This is a genomic window from Alkalibacterium sp. m-11, assembly GCF_054658155.1.
Genome location: NZ_BAAGIR010000006.1, coordinates 1 through 17,024, shown reverse-complemented (window position 1 = coordinate 17,024; position 17,024 = coordinate 1). Strand labels below are relative to the sequence as shown.

At 43.4% G+C, this 17,024-nt stretch carries 17 protein-coding genes; 1 reads left to right on the top strand and 16 read right to left on the bottom strand.

Features of this window, described 5'->3' with window-relative positions; genetic code table 11:
• Positions 1 to 12: 12 nt before the first annotated feature.
• From hslU to ACYQ2O_RS01410, 13 genes are all read right to left on the bottom strand, one after another.
• The gene (gene hslU / locus ACYQ2O_RS01470; RefSeq protein WP_346025432.1) at positions 13 to 1,437 is read right to left on the bottom strand and encodes an ATP-dependent protease ATPase subunit HslU; all 1,425 of its coding nucleotides are present in this window, start codon (positions 1,435 to 1,437) and stop codon (positions 13 to 15) included.
• A gap of 13 nt (positions 1,438 to 1,450) precedes the next feature.
• On the bottom strand, positions 1,451 to 1,990 hold the full coding sequence (gene hslV / locus ACYQ2O_RS01465; protein ID WP_091268314.1) for an ATP-dependent protease subunit HslV: 540 nt from the start codon (positions 1,988 to 1,990) through the stop codon (positions 1,451 to 1,453).
• 149 nt (positions 1,991 to 2,139) lie between these two features.
• Positions 2,140 to 3,036, bottom strand: coding sequence for a tyrosine recombinase XerC (gene xerC, locus ACYQ2O_RS01460; protein ID WP_346025431.1), 897 nt, complete (start codon positions 3,034 to 3,036; stop codon positions 2,140 to 2,142).
• Positions 3,037 to 3,232: 196 nt separating this feature from the next.
• A complete protein-coding gene (topA, locus tag ACYQ2O_RS01455; RefSeq protein ID WP_346025430.1) occupies positions 3,233 to 5,302 on the bottom strand; it encodes a type I DNA topoisomerase in 2,070 nt (689 codons plus the stop codon).
• Between the two features lie 152 nt (positions 5,303 to 5,454).
• Positions 5,455 to 6,327, bottom strand: coding sequence for a DNA-processing protein DprA (dprA, locus tag ACYQ2O_RS01450; RefSeq protein ID WP_346025429.1), 873 nt, complete (start codon positions 6,325 to 6,327; stop codon positions 5,455 to 5,457).
• An 80-nt stretch (positions 6,328 to 6,407) separates the two neighbouring features.
• Entirely contained in the window at positions 6,408 to 7,142 is a 735-nt protein-coding gene (locus ACYQ2O_RS01445; protein ID WP_091268170.1) for a ribonuclease HII, read from the bottom strand.
• Positions 7,143 to 7,155: 13 nt separating this feature from the next.
• Entirely contained in the window at positions 7,156 to 8,019 is an 864-nt protein-coding gene (gene ylqF, locus ACYQ2O_RS01440) for a ribosome biogenesis GTPase YlqF (RefSeq protein ID WP_346025428.1), read from the bottom strand.
• A gap of 27 nt (positions 8,020 to 8,046) precedes the next feature.
• Positions 8,047 to 8,667, bottom strand: a complete 621-nt coding sequence (gene lepB, locus ACYQ2O_RS01435; protein ID WP_346025427.1) for a signal peptidase I — start codon at positions 8,665 to 8,667, stop codon at positions 8,047 to 8,049.
• Between the two features lie 115 nt (positions 8,668 to 8,782).
• A complete protein-coding gene (locus ACYQ2O_RS01430) occupies positions 8,783 to 10,279 on the bottom strand; it encodes a S41 family peptidase (protein WP_459795845.1) in 1,497 nt (498 codons plus the stop codon).
• 22 nt (positions 10,280 to 10,301) lie between these two features.
• Entirely contained in the window at positions 10,302 to 11,024 is a 723-nt protein-coding gene (deoD, locus tag ACYQ2O_RS01425) for a purine-nucleoside phosphorylase (RefSeq protein ID WP_346025424.1), read from the bottom strand.
• Positions 11,025 to 11,054: 30 nt separating this feature from the next.
• A complete protein-coding gene (locus ACYQ2O_RS01420) occupies positions 11,055 to 11,276 on the bottom strand; it encodes a YozE family protein (RefSeq protein WP_346025423.1) in 222 nt (73 codons plus the stop codon).
• Complete coding sequence (msrA, locus tag ACYQ2O_RS01415) at positions 11,273 to 11,794, bottom strand: peptide-methionine (S)-S-oxide reductase MsrA (protein WP_346025456.1); 522 nt, start codon at positions 11,792 to 11,794, stop codon at positions 11,273 to 11,275. The genes ACYQ2O_RS01420 and msrA overlap by 4 nt, the downstream gene beginning before the upstream one ends.
• A 45-nt stretch (positions 11,795 to 11,839) precedes the next feature.
• Positions 11,840 to 12,463 (bottom strand): YpmS family protein, encoded by a 624-nt coding sequence (locus ACYQ2O_RS01410; RefSeq protein WP_346025422.1) that lies wholly within the window; start codon positions 12,461 to 12,463, stop codon positions 11,840 to 11,842.
• 164 nt (positions 12,464 to 12,627) lie between these two features.
• Between ACYQ2O_RS01410 and trhA the strand changes: the two genes are divergently transcribed.
• A complete protein-coding gene (gene trhA / locus ACYQ2O_RS01405; protein ID WP_346025421.1) occupies positions 12,628 to 13,284 on the top strand; it encodes a PAQR family membrane homeostasis protein TrhA in 657 nt (218 codons plus the stop codon).
• 121 nt (positions 13,285 to 13,405) lie between these two features.
• Here trhA and ACYQ2O_RS01400 read toward each other — a convergent pair whose 3' ends face one another.
• The 3 genes from ACYQ2O_RS01400 to ACYQ2O_RS01390 form a co-directional block, all read right to left on the bottom strand.
• Positions 13,406 to 13,897: a dihydrofolate reductase gene (locus ACYQ2O_RS01400; RefSeq protein WP_346025420.1), complete on the bottom strand. Its 492-nt coding sequence runs from the start codon at positions 13,895 to 13,897 to the stop codon at positions 13,406 to 13,408.
• A gap of 65 nt (positions 13,898 to 13,962) precedes the next feature.
• Positions 13,963 to 14,907, bottom strand: coding sequence for a thymidylate synthase (locus ACYQ2O_RS01395; RefSeq protein WP_346025419.1), 945 nt, complete (start codon positions 14,905 to 14,907; stop codon positions 13,963 to 13,965).
• Positions 14,908 to 14,920: 13 nt separating this feature from the next.
• Entirely contained in the window at positions 14,921 to 16,804 is a 1,884-nt protein-coding gene (locus tag ACYQ2O_RS01390; protein ID WP_346025418.1) for an ABC-F family ATP-binding cassette domain-containing protein, read from the bottom strand.
• Positions 16,805 to 17,024: the final 220 nt, after the last annotated feature.

Genomic DNA, 17,024 nt, shown 5'->3' with positions numbered 1-17,024 from the left:
TCTTCGGCCAATTTACAGAATGTAACGGCTGAGATCTCTGTCTTCTACAATGTGGCCGATTTTATCTTCTACATATTTCTCAGTGATCTTGACTTCGCCCATGCTCATATCAGGGGATTCAAAGAGCAGATCTTCCAGCAGACGTTCTAAAATCGTATGCAGACGTCTGGCACCGATATTTTCTGTCGACTCGTTGACTTCAAAAGCGATGTGGGCAATCTTTTCGATCGCATCCATCGTGAAGACAACTTCGATATTTTCAGTTCCCAAAAGTTCCCGGTACTGATTGACTAGCGCATTCTGTGGTTCTGTCAGGATTTTGACGAAATCATCAGCCGTCAAGTCGTTCAGTTCGACACGGATCGGGAAACGTCCCTGAAGCTCAGGAATCAAATCACTTGGCTTGGACAAGTGGAAAGCACCAGAACCGATGAAGAGGATATGGTCAGTGTTAACTGTTCCAAATTTTGTACGGACACTTGATCCTTCAACGATTGGAAGGATGTCTCGCTGTACGCCTTCTCTCGATACCTGACCACTGTTCTGCTGACCTTTGGACGTGATTTTGTCGATCTCATCAATAAAGATGATACCGCTGTTTTCTGTCAGGTGAACCGCGTCTGCATTAATGTCTTCCTGATTGATCAGCTTGTCCGCTTCTTCTTCAGTGAAGATCTTCACTGCTTCCTTCACTGTCACCTTACGCTTGACTTTCTTCGTTGGTGTAAGTGCTCCAAATGTCTCAGATAAGTCGATACCCATGGATTCCATCGGTGCACTCATTGGATTGTTAGGCGTTTTTTTCTTTTCTTCGATCTTGATCTCTACTTCACGGCTATCCAGCATTCCTCTAGAAATCTGTTCCTTCAATTCATCACGTTTGGAAGAGATTTCTGAAGTGACGGTTTCCTCTTCGTCTTCCTGGTTATGAGGAAACTGGTTAGGGTCCATGCCCATACCTCTGAACATGCCGGCAAGAGGATTATTGTCATACGCACTCTTTTCTTTCTTGATGCCCGGTGCCAATACTTTAGCAACACGGTCAATTGCTCTTTTTTCAGCACGTCCTTTAACATTCTTGCGGTATTCCTCTTTGACAAGCTGAACGGCAGATTCAGTCAGGTCGCGAACCATGGATTCGACGTCGCGGCCAATATAACCCACTTCTGTAAACTTAGTCGCTTCAACTTTGATAAACGGTGCATCCACAATCGCAGCCAGACGTCTGGCAATTTCAGTTTTACCTATACCGGTAGCACCGATCATCAGAATATTTTTAGGGGTGATTTCTTTCTGCATGTCGTCATCCAGCTTCAGGCGACGGTAGCGATTACGCAGGGCAACAGCTACGGCTTTTTTAGCATCATTCTGTCCGACGATGTATTCATCCAGGCGACTTACGATTTCTCTAGGGGTCAAATCTTTTCTTGTTCTCATATTGTCCGTCTCCTTACAGTTTTTCCGTTACGATATTATGGTTGGTATAAACGCAGATATCTGCTGCAATAGTCAGGCTGTCTTTGGCAATCGTTTCAGCAGACAGACCATCGCCGTATTTTTTCAGTGCACGAGCAGCTGAAAGGGCAAAGTTCCCTCCTGAACCAATTCCTAGAATGCCATCGTCAGGCTGGATTACTTCTCCATTACCTGAAATAAGCAGCATCTGTTCTTTGTTCATGACAATAAGAAGAGCTTCAAGATTCTTCATCATCTTGTCTGTACGCCACTCCTGTGCCAGTTCAACAGCAGCACGCATCAGGTGACCATTATACTGATTCAGATAGCCCTCGAACTTTTCTTCAAGAGTAAAGGCATCTGCCACACTGCCTGCAAATCCAACGAGAACTTCGTTGTTATAAATTTTTCGAACTTTACGTGCTTTGCCTTTCATCACAACTTGTTCACCCATTGTGACTTGACCATCTCCAGCCATTGCGCATTCACCATTATGCTGGATTGCAAGAATCGTTGTTGCATGAAATTGTGTCATGTTCAAACCTCCGTATTTATCTTTCTTTACTTTTTGATTTCTCGTCGTTCCACTAACCAATGTATAACCTTTTCTTTCCATTGTAAAGAGCAAGATGCTGAAAGGTCTAACCTGTCTGATTAGGTAAGCCATTTTATAAGAATGATTCATCAGGCTCTAGGATGGAAGGCATTGTAATCTTTCTGTAGGTGTTCAGTCGTTACATGCGTATACACTTGAGTAGACGACAGACTTTTATGCCCCAGAAGCTCCTGTACAGTTCGAATATCCGCTCCATTGTTGAGCAGATGAGTAGCAAAGGTATGCCTCAGCATGTGCGGGGAAATTTTGTTCGTCAGACTGCTTTCCTTAATCAGCTGGGTCAGGACAAAATGAATCCCGTTTTGTGTAATCGGCTCACCATGATGATTGACGAAAAGATGATCATGTGTTTTATTGTACCGGGTCATCAGTACCTCACGTCCACTGACCAGATAGGCTTTCATTGCTTCACCGGCATAATGTCCAAATGGGATATAGCGTTCTCTGTTTCCTTTTCCTTTAACAAAGAGCATGCCCATGGTGAAGTCCACGTCATCTACTTGAATCCCCTGACATTCACTGACACGAATCCCCGTTCCATACAGCAGTTCCAGAAGCGCCTGATTCCTGTAGTCAAGTGGTGTATCTCCTTCTGCAGCCTTGAAGAGCGCATCCATTTCCTTCTCATAGAAAAAGGTCGGCAGTCTGGATCCCCTTTTCTTCACGTGTAGATATGAGAAGGGATTGTCACTGACAATTTCGTTATTTAAAAGAAACTGATAAAATGCGCGAAGACTGGAGATCTTACGTGAAATGGAAGCTCTCGAGTATTTTCTGTCTGTCAGGTAGCTCAAATAAATCCGGGCATCCGACAGTTCTACAGCTAGAAGGTCCGCTTCACCTGTTTCATTTAGGAAGACAGTAAATGCTTTAATGTCATCGATATAAGCCTGATTAGTATGTTCCGAATAGTGTCTTTCATTGTTCAAGTAATCTGAAAACAGATTCAGCCATTTTTTTGTCATGTCTCTTCACCCTCCGCTATCCCTATTTTAACACATTGTGGGCCAATGCGCATGAAGCTCTAACGCCTTTGTTTAGATTCAGATGTCCCTCTCATACGTCGGATAATTACTCCAGATAAGCATATTTAATTGATAAAAAGACCGCTCAGGATCTGATATCAGATCTGAACGGCCTTAAATAGGTGAGTTTATCTATTTATTTCTGCGGGGCTTCTTCGTAATCACAATTTGAACATTTGACCTGACTTTGCTTCCTGGTGTTCTTTTCAACAAGATAGTGGTCACATTTCGGACAGTCACGACCGATGGGTTTATCCCATGACGTGAAGTCACAATCAGGGTAGTGTTCGCAGCCATAGAAAATTCGGCTCTTCTTGGATTTACGTTCAACTACTTCACCTTTTTTACACTTCGGACAAGTAACACCCAGTTTTTTCACAATCGGTTTCGTGTTGCGGCAGTCAGGGAAATTCGAGCAGGCATAGAACTTGCCGTAACGTCCCATTTTTATGACCATTGGCGAGCCGCATTTTTCGCAGTCAAACCCGGCTGGCTCGTCTTCGATTTCAACTTCTTCCAGCTCTTTTTCTGCATGAGTGACTTCTTCTTTAAACGGACGATAGAACTGATCAATGACTTCGATCCATTCCTTTTTCCCTTCCTCGACGGCATCCAGGTCTTTCTCCATATCAGCTGTAAAGTTGACGTCCACAATATTAGGGAAAAATTCTCCGATGATCTGATTGACAATATTGCCTAATTCAGTCGGTTCGAATCGTTTGTTCTTCAACGTGACATAATATCTGCGCTGAATCGTTTCAAGTGTCGGTGCATAGGTGGACGGTCTGCCCACTCCGTTTTCTTCCAGGGTCTTGATCAGTGTCGCTTCACTGTAGCGTGCAGGCGGCTGAGTGAAGTGTTGATTCGGCTCCAGAGAGTCCAGTTTAACTGAATCGCCTTCCTCCAGTTCCGGCAGCATGTTGTCTTTTTCTTTCTTGCTCTCAGAGTAGACCATCTGATACCCTTTGAATTTCACTTTTGATCCATTCGCACGGAACATGACGTCATTCTGCTCGATATCGACACGCATCGTATCGTAAACAGCAGGTTTCATCTGACTGGCAATAAATCTGGACCAGATCAGCTGATACAGCTTATACTGGTCTTTACTTAAATACTGCTTGATGTCTTCAGGTTTTCTTGAGGCACTAGTTGGACGGATCGCTTCGTGCGCATCCTGAGCCCCACTTTTATTCTGCTGTTTTTTCGGCTTGGACGCCGCATATTCTTCTCCGAACTCACTGACGATCAGTTCATTGGCTTCAGCTTTTGCTGTTTCTGACAGACGAGTTGAATCTGTACGCATATATGTGATCAGACCGACAGCTCCGCCTCTCCCTAAAGAGATTCCTTCATACAGCTGCTGGGCGACCATCATCGTTTTACGAGTCCTGAAATTGATCTTGCCGGCAGCTTCCTGCTGGAGACTACTGGTTGTAAAAGCAGGATGCGGGTTACGTCGGCGTTCTTTTCTGACGACTTTTTTGACGTCGAACTCACCGGACTGGTCTATTTTTTCAAGTACAGCCTGGACTGCCTCATTATTCGGTAGATCTGCTTTTTTACCATTCAAGCCGTAGTAATTGGCCTTGAATTTACTTCTTTTCTTCAAAAAATTGGCTTCCAGAGACCAGTATTCTTCAGGTTTGAAATCTTTAATTTCCTTTTCACGGTCACAGATCATTTTCAGAGCAACCGACTGGACACGCCCGGCACTCAGTCCACGTTTGACTTTCTTCCATAGAAGAGGGCTGATGTGGTATCCTACGATCCGGTCAAGGACACGTCTGGCCTGTTGAGAGTCAATCAGGTTTTCATCCAGATGACGTGGGTTCTTCAGAGCATTCTTCACGGCATCTTTAGTGATCTCGTTAAATACCACTCTATTTTTCTCTTCATTATTCAAGTCCAGCAGAAAACTCAGATGCCAGGCAATCGCTTCACCTTCGCGGTCCGGGTCGGCTGCGAGAAAGACTTTTTCCGCTTTTTTAGCGTGCTTCTTCAGGTCCTTGATAACCGGTCCTTTTCCGCGAATCGTGATGTAGTCCGGCTGGTAGTCATTCTCGAAATCGACACCCATCCTACTTTTCGGCAGATCGCGTATATGCCCTAAACTGGCAACGACTTTATAATTTCGTCCTAAATATTTTTCTATAGTTTTTGCTTTAGCAGGTGATTCGACGATCACCAGATATTTGAAAGCCATACTGATGGCTCCTCCCTTTTGTGTTCCATTTTTACAAGGTATTCAAGTAACTGCACGACTTAGTGTCTTCACAATCAAAGAATCGTTTACCATCATATGTCATCTTAAATGGATTTGTCAACTTAGAATATTAAAAATTGTAATTATTTTCACTAATAATTGTCCCACTCTTCTAAAATATCTGAACTTTTTAGACAGGAAATAGCTCCACTTCTGATCAGCTCATTGCATCCGACAGACAGCTCACTCAGTACAGATCCGGGCACTGCAAACACATCCCTTCCCTCTTCAAGGGCCAGTCGTGCAGTGATCAGACTACCACTTCTACTTTTCGCTTCAACTACGAGAATTCCTCTGGAGAGCCCGGATATAATACGGTTACGTGCCGGAAAATGGTGTTTCCTGGGAGGCGTGCCGAACGGATACTCACTGATCACCAGCTGCTCTTCTCCCATCTTCTTCTGTACTGTCCGGTTAGTTGCAGGATAAGCGCGATCCAACCCTGTTCCCACAACGCCGACCGTTTTTCCGTTGGCTGTCATAGTCAAACTGTGTGCAGCAGCGTCCACACCTTTTGCGAGGCCACTGACGACAGTGATTCCAGCCTTGCTTAAGTCGGGAATCAGTATCTCGAGAACTCTTGAAGCATAAGCCGTACTGTCTCTAGCTCCTACTATTCCAAGTAATCTACCGGTTAGGAGTGATCTGTCCCCTTTACAGAAAATGACAAGTGGCGGGTCAAAGATCTCTTTTAGATTATGGGGATAGTCGGATGATAATATAGAGAGTAAATAAACCGATGAGGCTTTATAGCGGTCATTTAGTTGCATTATAGGCAAATCCCTGTCATAACGCAAAAATGAAGCTCGTTTGTTCTCTGACACCATCCGTCTTTTCTTCCCTACCCATTCAAATTTATTCAGTTCCGGTATCCTTTCAGCTGCCAGCTGCCATTTCTCTGACAAGGTGAGAAATGGGCAATGTGCCAGACTGAATAACAGACGGTCTTTCGGATCAATTATCATTTATCTTCCTCCAATAAAAAAAGTTTCTATCTATCTCATTGATGAAATAGATAAAAACTCATGAAAAAAGTTGGAATAACTTAAAAATAGGTACTGACGGGCTTGAATGAGCGCCTATGAATAGGCGTTGGCCCATATTTTTCAAGACCTTCCAAGTGCTGTTTAGTTCCGTATCCAGCATTTTTACCGAATCCGTAACCTGGATAAATTGTATCATAATCTGACATCAGCTCATCTCGAGTCACTTTTGCGATAATCGACGCCGCAGCAATCGAAATGCTTCTGGCATCTCCCTTTATGATCTTCTCCTGAGCAATAGGCAGATCGAGCTGCATTGCATCAATAAGCAGATGATCCGGCCTGATCGACAAGTCTGTGACAGCACGGGTCATCGATACACGGGTGGCCTGATAAATATTCAGACGATCGATGTCTTCTGCTGGAACAACCGAATAACTAATTGCCAGAGCCTGTTCTCTGATTTTACTTACCCAGTACTCTCTCTCCTTCAAACTAAGCTGCTTGGAATCATTGATTCCGATCAGCTCGGGTGACGGCGGGAGAATAACTGCTGCAGATACAACGGGTCCTGCCAGAGGGCCTCGACCTACTTCATCCACACCGGCAATATAAGAAGCACCCTGTTCATAGGCACGGTTTTCAAATGCCTGCATGGTCTCAAACTGAGTTAAAAGCTCTGCCTGTTTCGCTGCCTGGCGTTTCCAGCTTCTGACAGCCTGCTTCACACCAGCTCGCTCATCAGCTTCAAGTGCAGTCAGTGCTTCATCTGAAAGAGTCCTGCTGCTAGCCAGCATGTCCTTGATTTCTTTAATCGTCTGTTTTTTCTTTGATATCTGATGGTCGTTCAAAAGTAAACCGTCCTAACTGTCCGTTTCGTATTTCGTATATGACTGTTTTTGATGCCCGGTCATAATCATCTCGAAATCCACGTTTATGAGAGATTGTCATGAGCAGCTCCGGCATCGATTCACTCGTCTCAAGGTCTTCATCAAGCTTATACCGAGCAGCAAGAGCTCCTGGATAATTATCTCTCAGATATTCCATAGCATATATAGCAATATCATCCAGGTGAAGAAGCGTATCCTTGATTGCTCCTGTAACAGCCAGACGCTTGCCGACTTCCTGATCTTCGAACTTCGGCCAGAGAATACCTGGTGTATCAAGAAGTTCCAGTTCTTTTCCGTATTTGATCCACTGTTGTGCTTTAGTCACACCAGGCTTATTACCAGTTCTGGCAATATTCTTGCGTGCAAAGCGGTTGATAAGCGTCGATTTTCCTACATTTGGAATTCCTACACAGACTGCACGAATCGCTCGCATTTTCAGACCTTTCTGCTCACGTTTATCGAAGAAAGGCTGCAGTACTTTCTTAGCCAGCTGCATCACTTCTTTTAGACCCTGTCCCTGCTGCGCGTTGATCGAAACAGCAGGGATACCCTGCTCATCATAGTACCTGATCCATTCAGCTGTTCGCTTAGGATCAGCCAGATCGCTCTTCATCAGGACCATAACGTGAGGCTTGTCTCCGATCATCTCTTTTATATCAGGGTTCTTGCTTGAATAAGGGATACGAGCATCGACGAGTTCGAAGACAATATCGACCATCTTCAGTTTTTCAGTAAATTCTCTTTTTGCTTTGGCCATATGGCCGGGGTACCACTGTATTACCACATTATCAATCCTCTTTCATACCATTGCTCAATCCAGACCACCGATGCGGTCGATCGGCCAGATCCGTAAACTTGTTTCTCCTATGACAGAATCGATATCGATAAAGCCAAAGGAGCGACTGTCCTTAGAGTTGACCCGATTATCCCCCATAACGAAGAACGATCCCTCAGGAACTCTTTCAACGCCTTCAAGCGTCTGAAGGCTGAAGTCACTATTATAATAAGCCGCAACCTCATCACTTTCCTGTGATAAGTCAACGTAAGCCTCCTCCACCGGTCTGCTGTTAAGATAAAGGACCTGATCTCGGTAAGAGATTTCATCTCCGGGAATACCGATCACACGTTTAATATATTGTTTATCCGGGTCTTCGGGAGCTGGAAAAACAACAATATCGAACCGGTCGACACTGGAGACTTTGTTGAGGAGAAGTCTGTCTTCATGCTCAAGTGTCGGATTCATAGAGTCCCCTTCTACACTTACCGGCGCGAACAGGAAGGTTCGAATAGCAACAAAAATTCCTGTAATGACGATAATATATAAGAATGTACTGACTAACTCCTGGGCAAAACTTTTCTTTTTGTAACTTTTTTTTCTGTTTCTGCCTGTATTATGCCGTTCGTTGCGAGGTTCAAATGATGTGTCGCTCACAGTCATCCCTGCTTTCTTCGTGTTTTCACTCTGTAGCTCTATTCTACACTAAAAAAGATAGAGAAAGAAAATAAGGTGATTAACTTCCACACGTTACTTTCTTCCTCTATAGATTTTATTCATTATTTAATAAAAAGTCTACAGCTCTATCATATTGTGTGTCGTTCTCATTGATCAGTTCGCGAAGTGCCTCGATAAGAACACTAGCTGTCGTACCGGATACAACGCCGTCAGCATCCAGATCGTTTTCTTCCTGGAAAGATTTAACAGCAGCCTGAGTCTCAGTATCAAAGGAATTATCCACTTCCCCGATATCATAACCCAGTGCATCAAGAATGCCGTTGATGTTTTCGATTTCTTCAGAAACATCTCCTACCTGATACGTTTCTTCAGGATTGATGAACAGGAAACTCTGATATTCAGGCATTTCCACTTCAATATCCGGCTGAATCGGTTCTTCAGTGACCCAGTCACCATCAGCTGTCAGCCAGCGGCCGGCAGTGAACTTCACTTCTCCATCGCCTGACAGAGGAAGGATGTTCTGAATCGTTCCTTTTCCAAAGGTAGGTGTTCCGATAAGAGGAATATCAGCAGACTGACTCATCGCTCCAGCTAGAATCTCTGAAGCACTGGCGCTTCCTCCATCTATGAGCAGAACGGCCTGCTGATCAAATTTAAAGTCACCGTATTCTCCCGAATCTGCCACGTAAATGAAGGGTTCTTCATCTCTTCCCTGAGACTGCATGATCGGTTCTCCATCTTCAACAAAGATATTAGAGATGCGAATAGCTGAGTTCAGCAGTCCACCTGGATTCCCGCGGACGTCGAATATGAACTGTTCTGCGCCCTGGTCCTTAAGCTCTTCAATCGCTTCGACCAGCTCTTCGTAGGTAGACAAATTGAAATTGGTAATGTGCACGTAACCAATGGTCGGATTGTCTTCGTCCAGTTCGTACCGGACTGACTCAACAGGGATCGAATCTCTCGTCAGTGTGATGTTGAACATGTTTTCTCCCCGTAAAATGAGAAGCTCGACTTCAGACCCCTGTGGCCCTCTTATAAGAGAGACAGCTTCATTGATATTTAAATCTGCGACCGACTCATTATCGACCTCAACAATATAGTCATTCGGCATCAAGCCTGCTTCTTCAGCAGGGGAACCGGCAATCGGGGAAACGATACGCACGTATTCGCCTTCCTTCATGACTTCAGCTCCAATTCCTTCAAAGGAGCCTTGAATATCCTCATCCATTGAAGTCGCTTCTACTGCGTCAAGATATTCTGTATATGGATCACCTACAGCATCAGCCATGCCTTCCAGTGCGCCTTCTATCAACGTCTGTGAGTCTATTTCTTCAAGATGCTGAGTCATGAGTATAGAATACATTTCTTCGATAGGCTGAAAATCTACCGGCTGTGTGGTCTCTTCATCAGTAAAATCAAGTACCGTTTCAGTTTCTGAATGATCGTTTTCCTCAGCTGCATCTCCGAAATAGCTCAGCCCAAGAGCAGTACTTGCTATAGCAACAACGAGTACGATTATAAGTGATCCGATATATAAAGATAAACTGACTTTTCTTGTCTCTTTTTGTGAATCAGGTTCATGTTGCATGAGAGTCCCCTTTTCTTATAGCTTAGTTAGCTTGTGCTTCCATTCTTAAAGCAGCCTCCAGTGCAATAATCATCATGTCGTTAAAGGTTGTCTGTCTTTCTTCTGCAGTTGTTTCTTCACCTGTCAGAAGGTGATCACTAATAGTCAGTAATGCGAGAGCTCTCTTATTGTACTTAGCGGCCAATGAGTAGAGTCCTGCTGCTTCCATTTCAACTGCCAGCACACCATAGTCAGCAAGCTTCTGCTTGTCCAGTTCAGCATTATAGAAACGGTCAGCACTCAACACATTACCGACACGGATACTCATGTTTTTATCCATTCCGATATCGTAGGCGTGTTTAAGCAGATCGAAATCTGCGATCGGTGCAAAGTCGACCTGATTATTGAATATCTGACGGTGTAGACTGGAATCTGTAGTCGCTGCCTGTGCGAGTACGACGTCACGGATCTTGATTTCTTTTTTCATCCCGCCAGCTGATCCGACACGAATCAGATTCTCCACACCGTATTCCTGAATCAGTTCTTCACCGTAAATCATAACGGAAGGGATGCCCATACCGGTTCCCTGAACAGATATCTCCTGGCCTTTGTAGGTTCCAGTATAACCAAACGCATTTCTGACGGCATTATACTGCTTAACATCTTCCAGGAATGTTTCCGCGATGTATTTAGCACGAAGCGGATCCCCCGGCATTAAAACTGTTTTAGCAATGTCTCCCTGTTTTGCTCCAATATGTGTACTCATGATAAATTCTCCTTTGACTGTTATAGTTTCCTATCTGTTTGTTTCTCTATATTCCTGAAATACTTCATCGAACAAGGTCATTGACTCCACGTAGTCTGCATTCAACTCAAGGTAGTCTGACAGCTCGTCATAATCCTCAGATTGCTTGGGAAATGTGCCATCTCTGGAAACGGCATTGGCGAACAGCGTGAAGTCATCTTTTTTGTAAGGATCTGCCAGCGTTTTGACAAAATGATAAAATGAGCGTCTCATTCAGTGCCCACCTGTTTTCTGTCGTTGACCCATTCCTGGCGCTGTCTTTTTTCTTCTGCATATAACCTTGGATTCTTTTTGTAAAACTGCTGATGCTCATCTTCCGCCCGATAAAACGTCTGTGCCTGTTCAATTTCAGTCACAATAGGATCTTTATACTTTCCGCTGTCTTCCAGACGTCTTTTTGAGTCCCGTGCAGCTTTTTCCTGCGCTTCATTATAATAGAAGATAACCGGTCGGTAACTGTCCCCGCGGTCCATGAACTGACCCATAGCATCGGTAGGATCAGTCTGCTGCCAGTACATCTCCAGCAGATCGTCAAACGACACACGTTTTTCATCATACTCGATCAGTACAGCTTCAGTATGCCCTGTCTTCTGGCTTTTCACTTCTTCATAAGTTGGATTTTCGACATGGCCGCCAGTATATCCGGACTCTACATTCAGTATACCTTCCATTTCTTCAAAAGGCTGGACCATGCACCAGAAACATCCCCCAGCTAGTAAAGCTTTTTCCATCGTATTCAATCCTTTCACACATCATGATAAATGATTATCAGTATATCATCTTACAGCCTCTTCAGGCAAAATAATATTCAATCTGATATCATCTTCCTGCAGATCGATACGCTGCATAGCGAACTGAAGGTCATTTTCGAGCTGAAACTCGTTCAATGCTACCAGAATCATCTGCTGCTCACTATCTACTCTTATCCATTGAGGAAGATCAAGCTGCTGGCCGAGAACATTCATTGCGATCCCAATAGGTAAATCGAATGACCCTAATTGTATCGAAGTTGCCCTAAGCTGTAAATTGCCGTCATCGACAACATAAGGGTCCATTCTCAATAAAAAGTCTACATCAAAACCGAAGACTTGGAGAGCCCCGCTCAACTGTACATCCTCATCAATCACTACATTGTACCCGGCAAACTGTTCATCCAGCTCTTCTTCCAGATAAAGATTGATGACCCGATTAAGTTGATTTTTATCTGTTACAACTTCGAAGCTCAAACTGTCTTCGATTACTGTCAAGTCTCCAGCTTGTTCTCCTGTATAGTCTGAATTGGACGGTTGCAGACCAACAATAATCCAAATGCTTAATGAGATGATGATACCCAGCAGAATAAGGAAGGCCCACATCCATCCGTTTGTTCCTCTATTTCTATTTCCACGTGATTCTGCCACTTGCTGTCTCCTTTCGAGCATTTTAATTTCAGTTGTGTTATTTCATTTAACTGAGTGCTGTAAATATGTTATAATTCCGACTACAAGATAGAAGTAGTCTTTCTAAAGTAGTATACCAAATATTTGATTGGTCGTACAGAATGTGAGAGACAAAGGAGGCGTCTATGTCAAATTTTACAGATCACCCAGTATTTTCAAAAAAATATCTGGTATTTAATGAAGTACTGAACGCAATTACTCATGGAATAGGAGTAATTTTGAGTATTGTCGGTCTAGTGTTTCTTGTTCAGAAAGGGCTGGAATATGGCGGTGCAGTTGAAGTGACATCCTATACTGTTTACGGATCTACACTGATCCTGCTGTACTTGTCCAGTACGCTTTATCACAGTCTTACGTTTACTCGAGCAAGAAAAGTCTTTCGAGTGATCGATCACTGCAGTATTTTTCTGCTCATTGCCGGAACATACACACCTTATACTCTGATTACGATCGGAGGAAGGCTTGGAGCAATACTGACATCAGTCATATGGCTGATTGCCTTGCTGGGTGTTGTATATAAAACGGTCTGGTTCAAAAAATTCCAAGGTCTTTCAGTCTGGTTGTATATTGCAATGGGTTGGATCTCTTTATTTTTCCTCAACTACTTGTACCAGGGACTTGGCACTAGAGGATTCATCTGGTTAATGGCTGGAGGAGTTTCCTTTACAGTCGGTGCACTGTTCTACAGACTGAAACATGTTAAATATATGCATGTTGTCTGGCATCTGTTCGTACTGACAGGAACTGTATGCATGTTCTTTTCAATTTATCTTTACACTTAAGACAATCTCAAGCTAAATTCAATACTCTGCACAGTAAGTAATTTTTCTAGATACAGAAAAAGTCACACCCCGATCAGTCGGTGTGACTTTTTTTATATCAGATAAATGCTCGTAGCAGGAATCAGTCTTTTATCCGTTCAAAAATCTGAAATGTGTGTGGATGACGGTTCTTCTCATCTACAGTTCCGTCTACCTCTTCAATCAGCTTAAACTTACTGTAATCAATTTCTGGAATGTAAGTATCGCCCTCAAATGACTCGTGGATCACTGTCCGGTAAAGTCTATCGACTTCTCCTACGAAGGCCTCAAAAAGTGACACGCCTCCGATTATATGGAGAGGCTTGTCAGTCGCAGCCACATCCAGCAGCTCTTCTTTTGAGTGTGTGACAACTACACCTTCCATTTGAAAATCTGAATTGCGTGTCATCACATAATTGATTCGCTCTTTTAAAGGAGGATTCGGAATACTGTCTAAAGTTTTACGTCCCATAGCCACGTTACCTGTCAAAGTGACCTTCTTGAAGAAGGCCATATCTGCCGGCAACGACCATGGGAGCTGCCCATCCTTGCCTATCAGCCCGTTTTCGTCTTCTGCCCATACAAATGTTATCATGTCAGTCCTCCTGTTATATATTTGCGTGTTACAACTTATAAGTTGTAACACGCAACAATGTTCTCTTATACCGCTATTGGTGCTTTGATTGATTTATGTGGATGATAGTCTTTCACTTTAATATCATCCATTTCAAAATCAAAGATACTTTTTTCTTTATTGAGTTCAAGAGTTGGAAAATCCCGGACGTCTCTGGATAACTGTTCATTAATCTGCTCCATATGATTCAGATACAAATGAGCATCTCCTAAAGTGTGCACAAAATCTCCGACTTCCAGGCCCGTTTCCTGAGCTATGAGGTGAGTAAGTAGAGCATAGCTGGCAATATTGAATGGTACACCTAAAAAGACATCTCCACTTCTCTGATAGAGCTGACAGCTCAGTTTGTTATCCTGCACGTAAAACTGGAAAAGTGTGTGGCAAGGAGGCAGAGCCATCGTTGGGACTTCTTCAGGATTCCACGCTGACACTATGTGTCTTCTTGAATTAGGATTAGTTTTAATAGACTCAATCACTTCTTTGATCTGATCAATAAACCCGCCATCGGCTGTTTTCCACGCCCGCCACTGAGCACCGTAAACATTCCCTAATGACCCGTACTTTTCTGCAAATGAATCATCCGTCAGGACTTTTTCTCTGAACTGTGCCATTTCATTATCGTATTGTATTTTAAACTCCGGATCCTTCTGACTTCTGATACCGAAGTCAGTCATGTCTGGACCATTATAATCTTCGCTCTTAACAAAGCGTTCGAAAGCCCATTCGTCCCAGATATGATTGTTGTTTTCCAGAAGAAACCGGATGTTTGTATCGCCTTTTAAGAACCATAGCAGTTCACTTTTTATCAGCTTGAAGAACACGCGCTTTGTTGTCAGAAGTGGAAACCCTTTTTGAAGGTCGAACCTCATCTGGTGTCCAAAAACTGAACGTGTTCCTGTACCTGTTCTGTCTTCCCTTACTGATCCTTCGTTTATAATTCTCTTAGCTAAATCAAGGTATTCCTGTTCCACTTTACTCTCTCCTCTATACGTATTGTGCGAGATATTCCCATCGTTCATATTTTTCGGCAAGCTGTCCACTTAATTCAGTCTGCTTATCAGTTAATTCACTCAGCTTGACGTGATCTGATACCACATGACTAATTTCTTCCTGAATGGCTTCAAGTTCCATTTCCAGCTGCTCAATGTCACTTTCTATGGACTCCCACTCTTTTTTCTCCATATAAGTCAGTGACGTCTTTTCTTTCGGTTCTTTTCTCTTTTCAGGTGCAGTTTTGTTCTTAATGACTGTGGGCTTTTCTTCCTTTATTTCTCTAGTCTGTTCCAGGTACTCAGTTAATGTTGCGTAACTTTCTTCGATCCTTCCATTGCCGTTAAAAATCAGCAGCTTACTGGCAATTTTATCAATAAAGTACCGGTCATGGGAAACGGCAATCACAGCACCGGAGAACTGACTGATGTACTCTTCTAGAATAGTCAGCGTCTGAACATCCAGATCATTTGTCGGCTCATCCAGAATCAGGACATTCGGCTGCTGCATTAGGATTTTGAGCAGATATAAGCGTCGCTTCTCCCCACCTGACAGTTTATTGATAGGCGAGCCGTGCATTGAACGGTCAAAAAGAAATCTTTCAAGCAGTTGAGACACACTGACGCTGGTACCATCGGCAAGTTTTACTTCCTCAGCAATTTCTCTCAAGTAAGTTATAACACGCTTGTCTTCATCAAATGCTTCATTCAACTGCCTGTAGTAGCCTATTTTTACTGTATCTCCTATTATGAGTTCTCCTGAGTCCAGTTCTGTTTCCTGTGCAAGGATATTCAAAAAAGTTGTTTTACCCGCGCCATTTACACCAGTGATTCCTATCCTATCTGTCTGCTGAACAAGCAAGTTGAACTGATCCAGTATCGTTAAATCACCCATACGTTTAGTCGCGTTCTCAAGTTCCAGCACCTTTTTGCCTAATCTGGATCCTGATAAATTCAGTTCAAGGTCAGATTTAGTGACCTGACTTTTGACTTGTTTTTCAATACCAGCAAACCGTTCTTTTCTGGCTTCCTGCTTAGTCCCTCGAGCCCGTACACCTGCGCGCATCCAAGCCAGTTCCTGTTTATACAGCTGTTTCTGTTTGTGAGCCATCTTGGCTTCAGTTTCTTCCCGCTCAGCTTTTAACTGCACGTACTGCTGGTAATTTCCCGAATAAGACTGTATCTTTCCGTTCTCAAGCTCAAGTATCTCATTAGAAACCCGGTCAAGAAAGTACCGGTCATGGGTAACCATCAGTAAAGCCCCTCTATAACCCGCAAGGTAATCCTCGAGCCATTTGATCATCTGAAAATCGAGATGGTTCGTTGGCTCATCAAGAATCAGCAGATCCGGTTCCTGAATAAGAACTTGAGCTAGGGCTGCTCTTTTTTTCTGTCCACCTGATAAAGTACCAACTTTTTTTGTACTGTCTGACAACCCTAACTGGTTAAGAATTGATTTAGCTCTGGAGCTGACTGTCCAGGCATCTTCCTGATTCATCCGTTTTTCAGCTTCTGTGAATGCCTGCTGAGTTTTAGGATTCAGGGGATCGTCTGACAGTTTCTGAAGGACCTCTTCATAGTGTCTTGCGGCCTGCACGACTGGTGAATCTCCATCAAATACTGTCTCAAACAAAGTTTTCTCTTCATCAAGTTCCGATTTCTGACTGAGGTAGCCGATCTCATACTCCCCTGGTTTTGATATAAGCCCGCTGTCAGGTTTTAATTCTCCTGCTACAATTCTGAGCAGACTTGTCTTTCCGGTCCCGTTGACTCCGATGAGCCCCACCCTCTGTGCTTCTCGGATAGAAAATGACAGGTCGTCAAATAATGTCTTGATTCCATAAGAATGTGTCAGCTGTTCTATTTTCCACTCTTTCATTGCATATCTCCTCACCTTTTCTCCTAATCATTCTAGCATATTTTACAGGTCAACACAGCATGGATTAACGAGGACACCGGTGACTCCCTTGTACTATGTGTAAAATTAATGTCGGAAGAGGGGAAATTCGACCTAGACAAAAAGAAAGAAGACCCTTAATCTAGAGATAACGACAACGCTAGAGAAAGAGGTCTTCTTATGAATCAAATTATATCAGAAA